This window comes from Hyalangium gracile (genome assembly GCF_020103725.1).
In the GTDB taxonomy this organism is placed as follows: domain Bacteria; phylum Myxococcota; class Myxococcia; order Myxococcales; family Myxococcaceae; genus Hyalangium; species Hyalangium gracile.
Genome location: NZ_JAHXBG010000022.1, coordinates 163,293 through 179,673, shown reverse-complemented (window position 1 = coordinate 179,673; position 16,381 = coordinate 163,293). Strand labels below are relative to the sequence as shown.

13 protein-coding genes are annotated in these 16,381 nt (G+C 69.7%); 4 read left to right on the top strand and 9 right to left on the bottom strand.

All coding sequences use genetic code 11. The features are described from left to right. Positions 1 to 4,578 (top strand): trifunctional serine/threonine-protein kinase/ATP-binding protein/sensor histidine kinase (locus KY572_RS34990; protein ID WP_224248017.1); only part of this gene is annotated, 4,578 nt, incomplete at its 5' end. A 760-nt stretch (positions 4,579 to 5,338) separates the two neighbouring features. After that, positions 5,339 to 5,800, top strand: coding sequence for a DUF3828 domain-containing protein (locus tag KY572_RS34985; protein ID WP_224248016.1), 462 nt, complete (start codon positions 5,339 to 5,341; stop codon positions 5,798 to 5,800). A gap of 56 nt (positions 5,801 to 5,856) precedes the next feature. Here KY572_RS34985 and KY572_RS34980 read toward each other — a convergent pair whose 3' ends face one another. From KY572_RS34980 to KY572_RS34940, 9 genes are all read right to left on the bottom strand, one after another. After that, positions 5,857 to 6,162 (bottom strand): hypothetical protein, encoded by a 306-nt coding sequence (locus KY572_RS34980; protein ID WP_224248015.1) that lies wholly within the window; start codon positions 6,160 to 6,162, stop codon positions 5,857 to 5,859. A gap of 204 nt (positions 6,163 to 6,366) precedes the next feature. Then, complete coding sequence (locus tag KY572_RS34975) at positions 6,367 to 6,885, bottom strand: hypothetical protein (protein WP_224248014.1); 519 nt, start codon at positions 6,883 to 6,885, stop codon at positions 6,367 to 6,369. Between the two features lie 119 nt (positions 6,886 to 7,004). Continuing rightward, positions 7,005 to 9,335 carry an Ig-like domain-containing protein gene (locus tag KY572_RS34970; RefSeq protein WP_224248013.1) on the bottom strand — a complete coding sequence of 777 codons (2,331 nt, stop codon included), beginning with the start codon at positions 9,333 to 9,335 and terminating at the stop codon, positions 7,005 to 7,007. A gap of 26 nt (positions 9,336 to 9,361) precedes the next feature. Beyond that, positions 9,362 to 9,799, bottom strand: coding sequence for a hypothetical protein (locus KY572_RS34965; RefSeq protein WP_224248012.1), 438 nt, complete (start codon positions 9,797 to 9,799; stop codon positions 9,362 to 9,364). Continuing rightward, positions 9,789 to 11,972, bottom strand: a complete 2,184-nt coding sequence (locus KY572_RS34960; protein WP_224248011.1) for a hypothetical protein — start codon at positions 11,970 to 11,972, stop codon at positions 9,789 to 9,791. The genes KY572_RS34965 and KY572_RS34960 overlap by 11 nt, the downstream gene beginning before the upstream one ends. Further along, positions 11,959 to 12,327 carry a c(7)-type cytochrome triheme domain-containing protein gene (locus tag KY572_RS34955; protein ID WP_224248010.1) on the bottom strand — a complete coding sequence of 123 codons (369 nt, stop codon included), beginning with the start codon at positions 12,325 to 12,327 and terminating at the stop codon, positions 11,959 to 11,961. Before KY572_RS34955 ends, KY572_RS34960 begins: the two co-directional genes overlap by 14 nt. Further along, a complete protein-coding gene (locus tag KY572_RS34950; protein WP_224248009.1) occupies positions 12,324 to 12,521 on the bottom strand; it encodes a hypothetical protein in 198 nt (65 codons plus the stop codon). The genes KY572_RS34955 and KY572_RS34950 overlap by 4 nt, the downstream gene beginning before the upstream one ends. After that, positions 12,518 to 13,093, bottom strand: coding sequence for a NapC/NirT family cytochrome c (locus tag KY572_RS34945; RefSeq protein WP_224248008.1), 576 nt, complete (start codon positions 13,091 to 13,093; stop codon positions 12,518 to 12,520). Before KY572_RS34945 ends, KY572_RS34950 begins: the two co-directional genes overlap by 4 nt. Positions 13,094 to 13,212: 119 nt before the next feature. Then, the gene (locus KY572_RS34940) at positions 13,213 to 13,743 is read right to left on the bottom strand and encodes a hypothetical protein (protein WP_224248007.1); all 531 of its coding nucleotides are present in this window, start codon (positions 13,741 to 13,743) and stop codon (positions 13,213 to 13,215) included. A 460-nt stretch (positions 13,744 to 14,203) separates the two neighbouring features. On the opposite strand from KY572_RS34940, the gene KY572_RS34935 reads away from it, so the two are divergent. After that, positions 14,204 to 15,439, top strand: coding sequence for a hypothetical protein (locus KY572_RS34935; protein WP_224248006.1), 1,236 nt, complete (start codon positions 14,204 to 14,206; stop codon positions 15,437 to 15,439). Between the two features lie 96 nt (positions 15,440 to 15,535). Further along, positions 15,536 to 16,345: a GNAT family N-acetyltransferase gene (locus KY572_RS34930; protein WP_224248005.1), complete on the top strand. Its 810-nt coding sequence runs from the start codon at positions 15,536 to 15,538 to the stop codon at positions 16,343 to 16,345. Positions 16,346 to 16,381: the final 36 nt, after the last annotated feature.

Genomic DNA, 16,381 nt, shown 5'->3' with positions numbered 1-16,381 from the left:
CTGCCGCCGGTGCTCTCCAGCATCGTGCTCAAGCTGCTGGCCAAGGTGGCCGAGGAGCGCTACCAGAGCGCCGAGGGCCTGAGGGCCGATCTCGAGCGCTGCCGGGAGGGCCTGCTTCGAGGCGAGCGGGTGGACTTCCTGCCCGGCCTCCACGACATCCCCACCCGCTTCCAGCTGCCCCAGCGGCTCTATGGGCGAGACAGCCAGGCCGCCGCCCTGCTCCAGGGCTTCGAGCGCGTGGCCCGGCAGAGCCGCCCGGAGCTCATCCTGGTGCGTGGCTACTCGGGCATCGGCAAGTCCTCGCTGGTGCACGAGCTGCACAAGCCGGTGGTGCGCCAGCACGGCTTCTTCCTCAGCGGCAAGTTCGACCAGTTCCAGCAGGACATCCCCTACTCCACCCTGGCGCAGGCCATCCGCCGGCTCACGCAGCAGCTGCTGTCGGGCACGGACTCGGAGCTGGCGCGGTGGCGCGAGCACCTGCTGGAGGCCTGGGAGGGCAACGGCCAGCTCCTCGTGGACGTCGTGCCGCAGCTGGAGCTGGTCGCCGGCAAGCAGCCTCCGAGCCCGGAGCTGCCGCCCTCCGAGGCGCAGCACCGCTTCAACCGGGTGTTCCGCAGGTTCCTGAGCGTGTTCGCCACCGCCGAGCGCCCGCTCGTCCTGTTCCTGGATGATCTCCAGTGGGCGGACCTGGCCAGCCTCCAGCTCCTGCAGCACCTGCTCACCCACCCGGAGACACCGCCCGTGCTGCTCATCGGCGCCTACCGCGACAACGAGGTGAGCCCCTCGCATCCGCTCACCCTGGCGCTGGAGGAGCTGCGCAGGGCCGGCGCGAGGATGACCGATCTCCAGCTGGAGCCCCTGAGCCTCGAGGATACCCGGAGGCTCGTGTCCGACACGCTGCCTGGAGCGAGCGCCCAGGTCGTCGAGCCGCTGGCGGCCCTGGCCCGAGAGAAGACTGGCGGCAATCCCTTCTTCCTCCTGCAGCTGCTGCAGACGCTCCACCAGGACGGCCTGCTGTCACGCACCGCCGAGGGCACGTGGCGCTGGGATGCCGAGGGCGTGCGGGCCAGGGGCTACTCGGACAACGTCGTCGACTTCATGGTGGGCAAGCTGCGCCAGCTCCCCATGGGGACGCAGCACCTGCTGCGGCTGGCGGCGTGCGTGGGGAACTCCTTCCCGCTGCGCATCCTCCTGATCATCTCCGACATGGAGGAGGCCATCGCGCTGGAGCAGGGGCTCGAGCCCGCGCTCCAGGAGGGCCTGCTGATGAGCGCCGGCCCGGAGCAGTACCGCTTCCTGCATGACCGCATCCAGCAGGCGGCGCATGCCCTCATCCCCGCGCAGGAGCGTCAGGCCGTCCACCTGCGCATCGGCCGCCTGCTGCTGGCGAGCCTGTCCCCCGAGGAGGTGCACGAGCGGCTCTTCGACGTGGTGAGCCAGCTCAACGCCGGCATGGAGCTGATCACCGACGTCCAGGAGCGCCACCGCGTCGCGCGCCTGAACGCCGAGGCGGGCTGGAAGGCGCGGGCCTCCACCGCCTTCCGCTCGGCCGCGGGCTACCTCGCGACGGCCGCCTGGCTCCTGCCCGACGACGCGTGGGACACCGCCCCCGAGCTGGCCTTCCGGATCCGGCTGGACCAGGCCAGCTGCGAGTTCATGAGCGGCAACGCCGCCGAGGCGCGCCGCCTGGTGGGGGAGCTCCTGCCTCGGGCACGCACCCCCGCGGAGGTGAGCGCCCTCTTCCGACTGAAGGGCGATCTCCACCTCGCCGCCGGGGAGATCCAGGCCGGCGTCGACTGCCTGCTGGAGTGCCTGGCGCGGCTCGGAATGCCGATGCCGGCCCATCCCTCCTGGGAGGAGGTGATGGCCGCCCATGACGAGGTGCAGGCCCTGCTGGGAGACCGCCCCATCGAGAGCCTCCTCGAGCTGCCGGTGATGACGGACCCGGACCGGGAGGCGGTGCTGAACGTCCTGGCCGCGCTGTTCACGCCGGCGTTCTTCACCGACAGCAACCTGCTCGCCCTGCACCTGTGCCGGATGGTCTCGCTCAGCCTCCGCCACGGCAACGCCGCCGCCGCGGTGCATGGGTATGCCTGGTACGGGGTGGTGCTGGGCCCCATGTTCAAGCAGTACCGGGAGGGCTATGCCTTCGGGAAGCTGGCGTGCGATCTCGTCGAGCGCCGTGGCTTCTCCTCCGCCCGCGGCAAGGCGCTCTACAGCATGGAGATCATCAGCTACTGGACCCAGCCGATCTCCATCTCGCTGGAGCTCATCCGCGGCGCCTTCCAGCACGCGCTGCGCGCGAGCGACTTCCAGATCGCCTGCTATTGCTGCAACCACATCGTCACGGACCGGCTGAGCCTCGGGCACGCGCTGGAGGAGGTGTACCAGGAGTCGGTCGCGCGCCTGGACTTCGCGCGCAAGGCGGGCTTCGTCGACGTGGCGCACGTCATCCAGCACACCCAGCGCTACGTGCAGATGCTGCGCGGCCACTCGCGCGCGTTCGGCTCGCTGAGCGGGGACGACTTCGACGAGGACACCTTCGAGCCCGAGCTGACGCCGGACCGCATGAGCACCATGCGGTGCTGGTACTGGCTGCACAAGATGCAGGCCCGCTACCTGTGCGGGGCCTATTCGGAGGCGCGCGAGGCAGGGGCACTGGCGGCGGAGCTGGCCTTCTCCTCGGTGAGCCACATCCAGCTCGTGGACCTCCACCTCTTCCGCGCGCTGAGCCTGGCCGCGTGCTTCGAGGCCATGAGCCCCGAGGAGCAGCGCACGGCGCTGGAGGACATGCGCAAGCACCAGCGGCAGCTGGCGGAGTGGGCCAGCTACTGCCCCGAGAACTTCCGCGCTCCCGAGCAGCTGGTCTGCGCGGAGCTGGCGCGCGTCACGGGCCGGGACAAGGAAGCCACTCGCGCCTACGAGGAGGCCGTGCGGGCGGCCCGCGAGCACGGCTTCGTCCAGCACGAGGCCCTCGCCAGCGAGCGGGCGGCCCGCTACTGGTACATGCAGGAGATGAGCACCATCGCGGATGCCTACGCTCGCAAGGCCCGGGAGGCCTGGGTGCGCTGGGGGGCTCACGGGAAGGTGCGGCACCTGGATTCGGAGTGGCCGCACCTGGGCGCGTCGGCCCACGCGGAGACGGTGACGGACACGAACTCGACGCAGATCGACGCGCTGACGCTGGTGAAGGCCCAGCAGGCCATCTCCGGAGAGATCCTCCTGGAGCGGCTGGCGGACACGCTGCTGCGCGTGGCCCTCGAGAACGCGGGGGCGCAGCGCGGGGCCCTGCTGCTGCCCCGGGGCGATCAGCTCTCGATCGTGGCGCTCGCGGGCGAGCGGCCCGAGCGCTCCGGGGCTGGGGGAGACGGGCCTCCCGTGCCGTGGACCCTCATCTCGTACGTCCGGCGCACGCGCGAGCACGTGCTCATCGGCGACGCGTCCCGGCCCCACCCGTTCTCGAGCGACGCCTGGCTCGAGAAGGGCGCGGTCCGCTCCGTGCTCTGCCTGCCGCTGCTGCGCCAGGAGGAGTTCCGCGGCGTGCTCTACCTGGAGAACAGCCTGGCGACGAACGCCTTCACTCCGGCGCGCCTCTCCCTGCTGGGGCACCTCGCCTCGCAGGCGGCCATCTCCCTGGAGAACGCGCGGCTGTACGCGGACGTGCAGCGCGCCGAGGCGGCCCTGCGCCGCGCCAATGACGAGCTGGAGAAGCGGGTGGAGGAACGCACGCGGGAGCTCAAGCAGGCCCAGGCGCAGCTGGTGGACACGGCCCGCTCGGCGGGCATGGCGGAGGTGGCCACCAACGTGCTGCACAACGTGGGCAACGTGCTGACCAGCGCCGTCATCAACGTCCAGGTGCTGAGCCAGACGGTGGATGCCTCCCGCCTGGGGCGACTGAAGCAGGTCTCCGCGATGCTGTTGGATCACCGGAGCTCCCTGGCGGACTTCTTCACCCTGGACAGGCGAGGCGCCAGGCTGCCGGACTATCTGTCCGCGCTCAACGAGGAGCTGCACCGGGAGCAGGCGACGCTGCAGGAGGGGCTGGAGGCGATGCGCAAGCACATCGAGCACATCCGCGCCATCGTCCATGTGCAGCAGACGTACGCCCGTAGCACGCTCCTCACCGAGGAGTGCGACCTGGGGCAGCTCGTGCAGGACGCGCTGAGCATCCAGATGCCGGCGCTCAAGCGGTACAACATCCACGTCGCCCAGGAGCTGGCTCCGCTGCCGTCGCGGATCCGGGTGGACAAGCACAAGGTGCTGCAGATCCTCATCAACCTGATCAGCAACGCCAAGAACGCCATGGCTCCCCTGCCCCAGGATCAGCGCCGCCTGCGGGTGCGGCTCGAGGCCCGGGACGGCATGGCGCGCGTCCAGGTGGTGGACAACGGCATGGGCATCGCGCCGGAGATCCGTGAGCGGCTCTTCTCGCAGGGCTTCACCACGCGTGAGGGGGGGCATGGGCTGGGCCTGCACTCGAGCTCGCTGGCCGCGCGGATGCTGGGCGGACACCTCTCGCTGGAGAGCGAAGGGCCGGGCAGGGGGGCCACCGCCACGCTGGAGCTGCCGCTCTCGTAGGAGGCAGAACGGCGCGCACCTGCCGAGATGTCTCACCCCCGAGCAGGTTCGCGCGGATGACAGCGGTCATCAGGCTGGTGACTGGCGTTGCCGCTCTCTCGGCGGGCTTCGGCCGTGCCTCGGGTGATGACTGCCGCCACCAGCCTTCCCAGGCTCACCGGACGGGCGGCGCTCGTTCGTGACGCAACACGTTGAAACGTATCGCGGTCCCCGACGCCTCGAAGCCGCCGAGGCATGGCAGGCGGCGTGCAGTAGCTCCGGGAGTCGTTCAGGAGCTCGCCCCATCCAGTACGGCACCTTCGACAAGGGCTCCTGAGTACCGCTCGGGACACCGGCGGTACGAGCCGTGGGAAAATCCCCCTTCCCGCGACTCCTCCGGCCAGCCCCGGCGTGCGCACCACGCCGGGGTTGGCCCGGAGATTTCCGCGAGCATGCGTCGGCGCCAGACGCTGACAGGGAGCAGATCCGCCAGAGCCTCCCGACAGCTCGTATCAGGGCCTGCGCGGGCGTGTGCGCCGGATAGGCGCTCTCCCCTTCCGGTCCACCCGCCTGTCGGGCGCAGCCGGTCCGAACTGGTCTGCTTGTCATACCAGTGCGCCACCCGTCTGCTCACAGGGCGCCTCCCTGGCCAGGCCGTTCCCTTGGCACAGCAACCGCCCTCCGGGGTGCAAGAAGTTCTTCGGAATGACCTGGTCCAGGCGCACGCAATCCGACGCGGTGAGCGCTACGCTCGAGCCGTTCCTTCCAGCCGAGGTCCCTCATGCGTTCGTTGTTCGTCCTGGGTCTGCTCCTGTCACTGGTCGCGTCTCCAGCCCTCGCGCAGTCCGCGCAGGATCCCGTCGAGACCGTGCGCGCCTTCTACGCGAAGGACAACATCCGCGCCTATGAGTTCTACTCGAAGCGGCTGAAGGGCCTGTTCGTCCAGGATCAGAAGCAATCAGAGAAGACCGGCGAGATGGGCAGCATCGACTTCGCCTTCCATGTGAACGCGCAGGACACCGAGGACGGGTGGCAGAAGTCCCTGCGCCTGGAGCTGCTGAGCCGCAAGGGCAAGCGCGCCGAGGTCAAGGCGACCTTCAAGAACTTCACGCCGCAGGATCTGCGCTACAGCCTCGTGCTGGAGGGCGGCCGCTGGCTCATCGACGATGTCCGCTCGGTGGGAGAGGTGTCCTGGCGGTTGACCGAGATCTTCCAACCCGCCAAGGACGGCAAGTCGCAGTGAGCCTGGGTCGGGCTCACGGGGCGCGGGAGGCTGGATGCCCCCCGCGCCCCCAGCATCTACTGCACGGCGATCATCAGGTCGTCCATGTCGCTGTCGTTACCCGCCTTGCAGGGCGCTGCCGCGGAGGTGCTCTGGGCGTAGACCGCGCGCACGACCAGGTTCGAAACGGAAAAGGGCACCGTGTACGTGGCGTTGATGACCTGCGAGCCCGGACCGCTCGGCGTCACCGTCTGGATGAGGTTCCAGCTGGGGCTGTTCGGCGAGTTCGAGGCGTACAGGTGCAGCCGCGAATCCCAGTAGCCCTGGTACGAGGCGCTGGGCGTCCACAACTGCCCGGACACCGTCGCCCCACTGGTGGCCATGTTGGGAGTTCTCGACTGGAAACCCCACCCGAGAGCCACAGGTAGGGGCGAGCATTCATAGTGCATCGCGCCGACACGAGACATTCGTGCGACCCGACCCTGACGCGCGCCGCGAAACCCTCACTCCGAGTTCAATGTGAAGGACTCTCGGAGGAACCTGGCAATCACCATGCGACCTCCATCAGGAGATCCGCCTACGGCGCCTCAGAGGCAGTCCCCCAGTCCGTCATAGATGGACCGGTTGGTCCTGGGCAGCGTCGCGGTGAGCGGCGATGGCCCCGCGAGCGCGGCCAGGAACTCGCTGATGTGGGTTCCCCGAGCGAGCGGGCTCTTGCAGCGCCAGGTCTGCGTGTCCACCACCACCTTGCCGGTGGCCGGGTCGACCTCTTCGTTGCTGGCGGCGAAGACCCACACGCACTGCCCAATCGTGCCCGTCAGGCGGTCGACCGAGCAGCGGAAGCGAAGCGACTGGATGTTGCTGAAGTCGCCCTCGCAGAAGGTATCTCCGCAGATGTCGTCGAAGTTCTGCCTGAGGCCGAACACGAGCTGATACCAGGCCTCGATGTCCGCATCGGACGTGAGGTAGGCGGAGACATCGACGTACTCCCTGACAGTCGTGCTGGCGGTGTCTGCCCCCGCGCTCTCATCAGACGCCTGCGCTGGCACGAAGGCCAGGACAGACAGGATCCCCACGACCGAGACAAGCCACGAACGGATGTTCACGAGCAACCCTCCTTCAAGGTGCGCCGCTTGTACCTCTTTTTCGAGTCCCGCAAGGACTCCGTCGAGAGGTAGGCCTGAAGGCCCCTGGTAACAACCGCTCCAGGCTTCGAGAGTCTTCCTCAGGGTCGGAGCATGTTCGTGGGAGTTCCACCGGTGAGGTCCTCGACACTGTCGAAGAGCAGCTGCCCCACGTAGTTGAAGTTGTGGGCCCAGGCGCCTGGGTCCTTCCTGCTCAGCTGGTAGTTGTGGGCGGCCTTCACGAGCGCCGGAGTGAAGGGAGCGAACCCGTTGGAGGACACGGCCTCGGCCGCGCTGCAGGTGCCGTTCCTGTCCGTGTCCTTGAAGAAGTACGGGTTGACGTCCCCGTTGTAGCAGAGGCCGTTGGCCGTCACCTGACGCATGGCCGCCAGCAAGCGCGCGGCCATTCCGTCCACCTCCGCGCTCAGGGGCTCGGTGGTGTTGCCATCTCCGTCGTAGTCCAGCAGGTGGACGAGTCGGATCTCCCCCGCCGCGCTCTCGTCCGCGTGGCACGTCTCGCAGCGCTCGTTCCACACGTCCGCGACGCGGAAGGTGTGCTGGCTCTTCCCAGGCACGTGACAGCTGGTGCACTGCACCCCGCCCATGTGCGTGAGCCGGCCCGCATACGTCTTGTTGGCGTACTCATAGCCGGCCTTCGCCAGCGTCCCCTCGCGCGTGCCGGCCGCCGGCATGTAGTGCACGTTCTGGAACCTCGGGGTGCCTCCCCCCGCCAGCGCCGTGTCGATGGTCGCCTTGGAGGCGCGGCCGATGTGGCAGTTGGCGCAGAGGTTGTCCTGGCCCGGCAGGTTCACCGTCGTGCCGTCGGGCAGCCACGTCTTCGCCGGGACGAAGACGTCGTAGTCCGGCTCGAAGCTCTCGTGGCAGGTGAAGCACTCCAGGCCGTTGGCCGTCTCTGGCACCTGCTGCCCCACCCCATACTGGACGAAGAACCGGTAGCCTTGCGCGCCGCTGTGGCAGCGCGAGCAGCTGGCCTGGACGGTCTCGCTCGAGTCCCAGTTGCGTGCCGCCTTGCTGGCGCCGTTGAAGTGGCCTGGATCATTTCGCACCAGCAGCGACGTGTCGAAGGGGACGGCCAGCGCCCCGTTCACCGCCTGCGTCGAGTCGTGCAAGAGCTGGAGGATGTACTTGGCATTGTGGGCGAACGCGCCCGGATCCACCCTGGACAGCTGGTAGTTGTAGGCCGCCTTCTGCAGGCGGGGAGTCCAGTTGGAGAACGCGTTGGTGGCGACGGCCTCGGCCGCGCTGCAGACGCCGTCACCGTTGGTGTCCCGGAACCAGTAGGGATAGGCGTCGCCAGGGCAGACGGGCTGGGCACGCTCCGCCCCGTAGCGCTGGATGGCGGCCAGCAACCGGGCCCTCAGCCCCTGGATCTCGAAGTAGATGCCCTCGGTGCGGTTGTTGTCCCCGTCGTAGTCCTGGTTGCGCGAGGCGATCTGCCGGATGTTCCAGGCCTGAGTGACGTCCGTCACTCCCGGGTGGCAGGTGGCGCAGGCATCCCAGCGGACCCGGGAGGTATGCGGGTCATGGCACTCATGGCACTTGTCGAAGTTGGGCACGTGGCGGAACCGCGTGTCGTAGACCTGCCCCGCGTACTGGTAGCCCCCAGCGGCCTGGCTGGCGAAGAGCGTCGCGGCCGCGGGGTAGTAGTGGATGTTCGTGAAGCCCAGGGCCGCGGAGGCAGTGTCCTCGCCCACCACCCCCGCGTCGGAGATCTGCGCGTTGATGGAGTTCCCCGAGGCACGCCCCTGGTGACACACCATGCACCGGGCCTCCGCGCCCAGGCCGGAGACCTTCTTGCCCGAGGGGAAGGTCACCTCCGTCAGGCGCGAGGCCGCGCTGTCATGGCACGTCTCGCAGCGGACCACGGACTGCGTCCGACCGGGGGACTCCACGCTCCCGGGAGCGGTTCCATCTCCCCCGAGGTAGTCGACATAGCCCTCCGAGCTGTGGCACCGCGCGCAGCTCGTCGGAACACTGCCCTCCTCGTTCCAGTGCGTGAAGGCCTCGGCCGTGGTGTCGGCATGCGGCGAGGAGCTCCAGGCCAGGTAGTAGGGCACCTGGCTGGGATCCACGCCCCCGTCACCCGCGGAGGGAGCCACCACCACCACCACGTGGCGCGCCTGCAGCTTCGACTGCGCGCCGGTGACCTTCACGGCCGTCTCCCCCACCCCGACGCCCGTCACCAGGCCGTTGCCATCCACCGTCACCCGCTGCGGATCCTCGCTCTCCCAGAGATAGCCCTCGTCGCTGGCCTCGCGGGTGGTGGCGGTGAGCTGCAGCGTCTGGCCCAGGAGCACCGAGTGGGCGCCTTCTGTGACGATGGCCGGGTTGGATGTCTCCAGCCTGGCGCAGGCGACCAGCGTCAGCGCCCAGAACATCCCTCCGAGCAGGAGCGGGGTGGTTCGTCTCATGAGGTTTCTCCCCGGGGTGAAGTGCATCATGGCTGAGCGCCTCCGGCGACCCACGCCAGCAAGGTCTGGTACTCGGGCGTGCCCTCTCCGTAGATCGCCCCGCCGCCGTGGCCCGCGCCAGCGGCCTTGCGCAGCAGCCGGCTCGCGCCGGGATTGGCGGTGTCCGTCAAGGCGCTCGCCTCCGCGTAGTCCGCCTCGGCCTCGCCCGTCAGGATGAAGCCGGTGTTGCCGGCGGAGCCTCCGCCGCGGTGGCAGGACTGACAGCCCGCGATCAGCAGCGGATGAACATCGCTCGCGAAGGAGCGCGCGTCTCCGCCATCCCCGCCACCGCCACCGCCGTCTCCCGACGGGACTCCCGCATCGGTGGACGGGTCGCCGCGCTGGAAGTCCGCGCAGCCCAGGAGCAGGCAGGCTCCCACCGCGAGCGCCGCGGCCAGGCGCTGAAGCCGGAGATCAGAACTCATACGCCACCATCAATCGGGTGAAGTCGTCCGGCACCTCGTCGACCTTCTCCAGGTTCCAGTACTGGAAGAGCCCGGCGCTCAGCCCTCGCCACCGGGCGACGACCCCCACGTTGTGCGTGGAGCCGTCATCCCGGGTGAGCGCCGTCGAGTCCAGGATCCGCCCCCGCTGGTTCCCGAAGGTCCGCAGCCCCTGCCGGTACTGGAGGTAGAGCCACTCGCTGGGGTGGAAGCGGAGCTGGAGGTAGCTGGCGAAGTGGTAGTAGTCCGCGCCCGGGCCGCCATGGCCCTCCTGCTCTCCTCCGGAGACGTCCGCGCGCAGCAGCCCGGCGCCCAGGGAGAACCGCTCCAGCACCGGAAGCCCGCGCGGACGCCACGCGGCCACATCCAGCGCCTGGAGCAAGAGCCGGCGTCCGAACCCCAGCGGGTTGTAGAAGGCCGAGTACCACACGTTGATGGGCCCCCAGGAACCGCCGAGCCTCGCCCCGACGCCCAGGCGCGTCTCCTCCAGGGGCGCGAAGTCGGACTGGAGGTTGAGCACGGCATCGGCGCGCCTCAGCTGATAGCCGGCGAGGACGTAGGCATCAGCGGAGAGCAGGAACGATCCCTGACGGCGCTGCACGTTCACCGTCGCCCCCTCCCGGGCGAACACCACCGGGAGCACCCGCTGGTCGAAGCCCGCATGCCCACCGTAGCTGTGGTGGAACAGGGGATCGCCGCCGAAGGGCACCAGCACCTTGCCCACCTTGGCGAAGACCTTCACCGGCCACGTCTCCCCCCGGGGCCGGTACCCCACCTCCCAGAACTGCAGCGACAGCATCTCCAGGGTGAGCGTCACCGGGTCTTCGGTGGACTGCCGCGTCAGGAAGAGGAAGTGGTGGTAGCTGCGCAGCGCATTCCCGCTCCCCTCCTGGAAGGGGTTGTCGTTGTAGTGGACGCGCTCATAATTGAGATCGAAGCGTCCGTTCAGGCTCAGCGAGCCGAGCCCTGGGAACGTCCCCAGGGCCACACCGGAGGGCGGGCCGCCCGCGGAAGCATGTGGCGTGGCTGGAGGTGCGGCCTGGGTGGGCGCGGGAGCCGCGGAGGCCACGGGTGCGGCGGTGTTCGCGGGCGCGGGGGCCGCGGGCGAGGCGCCCAGTGCCCCGGCGTCGATCCACCGGGCCAGCAGCGCCAGCTCCGCGCTCCCCTGCTCCCACACCGCGCCCACCGCATGCGCCTCGCCCCGCGCACGCTGGTACAGGACGCTGGTGGCAGCGGAGCCAGGCGCCACCAGCGGCACCACGGAGCGCAGGTGCTGCTCGGAATCCTCACTCGTCAGGTACCGGGAGGTGGAGGCGAGCCCGCCAGTGGAATGGCAGCTCGAACAGGCCGCCAGCAGCTGTTGGTGAAGCTCGGGCGCGAAGCGCGGCACGTCCGCCGCCACCGTGGGCGCGGGAGACGCCGGTGGCGATGCTTCGGCGCTCGCGGTGGCGGAAGGGGCCACGGGCTCCGGGCTCGAGGGACTGCCAGGCGTTGGCGTGCTGGCACCTGGGGGAGGCGCAGCGGGCCGGGGCGTGCTGGGGGGAGCGGCGGGAGCGGACACGACACTGGGGGGCGACACGGAGACAGCCGGCGCGCTGCCCTGAACAGTCCCTTGCTCGATCCACTGCAACAGCGTCGCGTACTCGGAGGACTCCGCCGGGAAGACCTTCCTGCCCCCGTGAAGGGTCGCTCCGGTGCCCTTCTTGAGCAGGGGGCTCTCGGCCGCGGTGGCGGGCTTCACGAAGCGGACCGTGGCCTCATAGTCGCCCGGCTCGCCTCGCAGCACCCACCTGGACCTGCCCGCCGAGCCCTCGGGGCGGTGACAGGACTCGCACTGCTTCACCAGGATGGGCCGAGCGTCCTCGACGAAGGTCAACACGCGGGGCCTGGCGGAGCCGGGCCGGGGCCGGGCCGGGGGCGCCGTGGGACTCCGGGGAGCCTCCGCCGGAGCGGGCGTCGCCGCCCCCTGCTCGACGCCTCCAGCATCGGGCGCTGTCTGCGCCGGACCGGGTGGCGCCGGGGGCTTCTCGATGCCCAGCCGCTCCTGGAGCTGCCGCCGCCGCTCCTCCTCGGACTGCGCTCGCGTGGGGCCAGGGATGGCCAGCAGCAGCGCGCAGAGCCAGAGCGTCCACGCACGCGCGTCAGCGAGGCGCATGGCACGCCTCGCAGCGCATGGCCTGGAAGGACCTGGCGGCCCGTCCGTCGTGACAACTTCCACAGTAGCGGCCCTCTCGCATGTCTTGATGGGTGAAGCCCAGCGGGCTCTGAGGGAACGTGCCGGGATGGCAGCTGTAGCAGTGCAGCGAGCCGTGCCCCCAGTGCGAGAACAGCGCGGGGGCCGGAGCGGCCCGCTCCTTCAGCGGAGGGAGGCGGACATCCTGGGGCGCGTTCACGGCGAAGATGGGTGTCGCGAACAGGAGCAGGACGGAGAGCCCCAACAGCCATCGCCCCCCGCGCGGGATGGCGCGCGCGGCAGGACGCGTGGGGCCGGAGGAAGAGCCGGTGCTCATAGGGCCTTGCGCTCCTTCAGGATTCTCCAGACGGTGGCCACGAAGAGAGAGACGCCCAGCAGGACCAGGGGCACCCCCAACCCGGCAAACACCACGAAGCTCAGGGGGGACCAGAACAGGGAGGTGCCCAGCTGGACCAGCAGCCCCGCCAGGACGAAGAGTGCGGCCACCCGGATGCGCTTCTCGTGGCTCATGGCTGCTCCGGCACCCAGAAGTTCCGCGCCTTCACGCCCTCCAGATCATGCGCGATCTCATGGCAGCTCAGGCACGAGCGGGTTCCGCTCCGCAGCTCCGCGCGAATCTCCCGGTGAGGCTCCGCCTCGAGGTAGCCACGCGCGTCGCTGTGACAGTGGAGGCAGTTGTAGTTGGGGTACGGCTGATAGAGCCGGGGCTGCTGGGGGATGGTCCCGAAGTAGTGCACCCAGACGTGCCGCAGGCCGTTGAGCTTGGCCTTGGCATCTCCGAAGAGCGCATAGTCCGTGTGGCAGGAGTAGCAGGTGGAGTCCCGGCTGATGAGCCGCTTCTGGTAGTGGACCGCAGCCAGGGAGGAGGGGTTGTCGACGAAGAGGCTCTTCCCATACGGCGACATCTCGTGACAGCCCATGCAGAACTCTGTCTGGCTCGACTGGCGCACGCCCACGGCGACCCCGGCGCTGGTAACGGTGAGCGGCAGGAGGACCAGCCCCCCGAGCAGGACCAGGCGGCCCATCCGGCTCGCCGTGAGCATGCCGGCCGCGAAGGCGATCAACGCCACCAGTGTGGCCACTGCAGCGACAATCCCGATGAGGAGGGTGGACACGCGCGAAGGGTATCACCGACCCGCGGCGCCACACGGGAGATCGCAAGTACCCGGATGGCCAGGGGGACTACCCGGATGGCCATCCTTCAGCCCAGGCACGCCGCGACCTCGAACCATCCGTCGTCGATCACCTCGACCGAGATCGATCGCGTGGCGCGGTCCACCTGGAAGCGCACGAAATCCGCGCCGCTCTCTCGTGGCAGGTTGGCGTAGAACACCATCCCCCGCGGCTCCCGTCGCGGTGCCTCCCAGGCCGCCAGCCCACGCGTCCCGATGGTGCCACTGCGGATCACCTCCGGCCCCGGCTGATCCAGCGTGAGGTAGTGCAGGTCCTCCTCCGTGCGAGTCACCTTCGCCCCTGTCACCAGCTCCACCAGCTCCATCACCTCCTGGAAGCTCGCCTCCGACTCCAGCTCCGCCCGCGATTCTCGCAGGGCTTCGTTCAGCTCATCGATGGAGCGCGGCGCAGGCACGAACCTCTCCCCGAGCGCCAACCACACCTCCCAGCGGACCCACGCCAGCAGAACTCCGGCCAGCTCCGCCCAGCGCTTCGCGCCGATCTCCTCGAGCCTCGTGCGCAGCGTGGGCTCTGCCTCCTGGATGTCGCGCTCGCTCATCGCGGTCCTTCCTCCACCGTGACGCTAGACATCGAGCATAGATGGAATGTGGACCTCCATCTGGACCGAACGGAGCGGCCCGCCTTCTAATTAGCAAGCCCCTGAAACGTTCCGAGCTCAGCGCATGAAGAGGAAGTAGAGCAGTGCGCTCAGGGCCGCCGACACGAGGAAGCTCCTTGAGCACCCCAGTAGAATCCGTAGGCGTCGTTGGATTCGAGCAGAGCTTGTTGTCAGGGTCATCGATGAGGGAGACCCGGCCCTGCGCATCATAGAAATAGAAGAGGACCTGGAACGGAGACTCGACGCGCTCGAGCCGACCATCGGCACCGTAGATGTATTGCGTGACGACAGGGGAAGAGGAGGAGGTGCGGCTCTCCATCTGGGCCTTGACCCCAGGGGGCGCGGCGCTCGTAGAGTGGGCGCCGCACCGCCGACCGGTGGCCCAGCGAGAGGAGGGCGCATGGGAAGCTACCTGGCGATCCTCGCCGCAGTGCCGTACTTCGGGAGCCGTCCCCTGGTGGCCTCCCTCGCCGCCATCGTGCTCGTGGCATTGGGCGCATTCGAAGCGGGCGCGGGTGGTCAGGGCGCCCCTCCCCTCTCCAGGCTCCTGGCCGCGGTGGTGATTGGAGCCCTCCTGGCCGTCTGGTTGGCACAGCGTTTCGTGTGGAGCCACATCGAAGCGGTGTGGCCACGCTTGAGCCCTTGGCGCTGGCACGCAGCCGTCGCGACGGCCACGGTATCCGGAATGGTTCTGGCGGGCTACCGGGTGGGGGCGTTCGCCTCCTCGGTCGAACGTCCCACCTCGGAGCTCCTCCTCGGCGGCGTGGTGGTGGGCGCGATGGGCGCGCTGACGCTCGTGTTCGCGCGGGCGCACACGCGGATCCGTCAGGGGCTGGAAGCCATTCCTGGCGCGGATGAGCTGGGCGTCCTCCTGGTGCTGGATGTGGGCGAGACACTCTGGGTCATCGGTGGAGTTGCGCTGTGCGCCTTCGCTCCGACGGCCGCGACCATCGCCGTACTGCCCATCACCGGGATGGTCACCTGCGCCTGGTCCATCCTCCGTGCGAGGGAGGAGTCCGAGCGCCTCCCGTGCCCCGCCTGTGCCACGTCCACGCATCGCGCGGCGCTGCGCTGTCCAGGCTGTGGCGCGCAGCGCGAGCCGACCGCGCTGGATGTGATTGGCCGCACCCGGCGCACACCCGCCGCGGACACGCAGGCCCACGTCTTCGCGCTGCTCGCCCGTTGTCGCTGCCGCTCATGCGCCGAGCCACTCGATGCGGGCGGGCCTCATGCGCGCTGCGCGAGGTGCGGCGCCGAGGCCTTCCCGACTCCGGACGACATCCGCGTGTTCCTCCGGGGGGCGGATCGCGCGCTGATGCGGATCCTGCCCCTGCTCGCGCTCATCGGAGCGGTGCCTCTCATCGGGCTGGTGGCAGGGCTCTGCGTGCTGCGGCTCTCCAGCGCCAACGCGGTGGCTGCTCACGGGCGATGGAAGCACCGGCTGGTGGCTCGCGCCGTTCGCGTCGGCTTGCTGCTGGCATTCTCGCTGTTGCAGGTGCTGCCCTTCGTGGGCGCCGCCGTGGTGCCGCTCATCGCCGTTGCGTCGCACCTGTCGAATCGAAGGCCGCTCCGGCACGCGGCCGCGTCGGCGGGCAGCGCGGCCCCGGTAGAGCCGGCCCCCGTCGCTCCGGCGTAGCGGTACACCGCCGCGGCGACACGTCAACATGACCCGCGCTCCCGAGGCCACAGCGGGGATGGACATGGCCACCAGTCCTGGGCGAGCGTGCGTGGCATGCAGCCGTCACCTCCGCTCACCCGACCCGCTGTGGACCTCGGTCTCGCCCGGCGCGTGGAGCTCGCCCAGGCCGCCCAGAACCGCACCGCCACTCCACCCGAGGGCATCCTCGAAGTGGCGGGAGGGTTCGCCTTGTTCCACGGGCCGGGCTCCCCCCTCACCCAGGCCATCGCGCTGGGACTGGACGGTCCGGTCAGCCCCGCGGACCTGGACCGGGTGGAGGCCCACCTGGGCCGCGGTGGCGGTGCCATTCCCATCGAGCTGCTCCCCTTCGCCCACCCTTCCCTCGCCCAGGAGCTGGCACGGCGCGGCTACCGCGTGAGCGAGTTCCAGCAGGTCCTCGTGCGCGAGCTGACCCACCGCTGGCCCGAGTCTCCTCAGGTCGAGGCACGCCCCATCCACCCTCATGAGGCCAGGGCGCTCGCGCGCACGGTGGCCAGCGCCTTCCTGGGACGCGAGGAGCTGTCGGAGGAAGAGGCCACGCTCATGTTGCCCATGACGTCGATGCCCGGCACGACCTGCTTCATCGCGCTCGCGGACGGAGAGCCCGCCGGGGGAGGTACGGTGGCCCTCCACGAGGGCGTCGCGACGCTCTCGGGGGCGGGGGTGCGAGAGCGCTTCCGCGGTCGGGGCCTCCAACAGGCGCTGATCGCCGCGCGACTGGACTGGGCCGTCCGTCACGGCTGCACGCTGGCGTCCAGCAGCACCCTGCCGGGCACCTCCTCCCAACGCAACCTGGAGCGCATGGGGTTCTTCATCGCCTACCCCAAGGTGGTGATGGTGCGAGAGCCCTCAGCCAGCCGCTGAGACAGAAAGGGCTCTCCGCGCAAGCCGAGGTCCCCG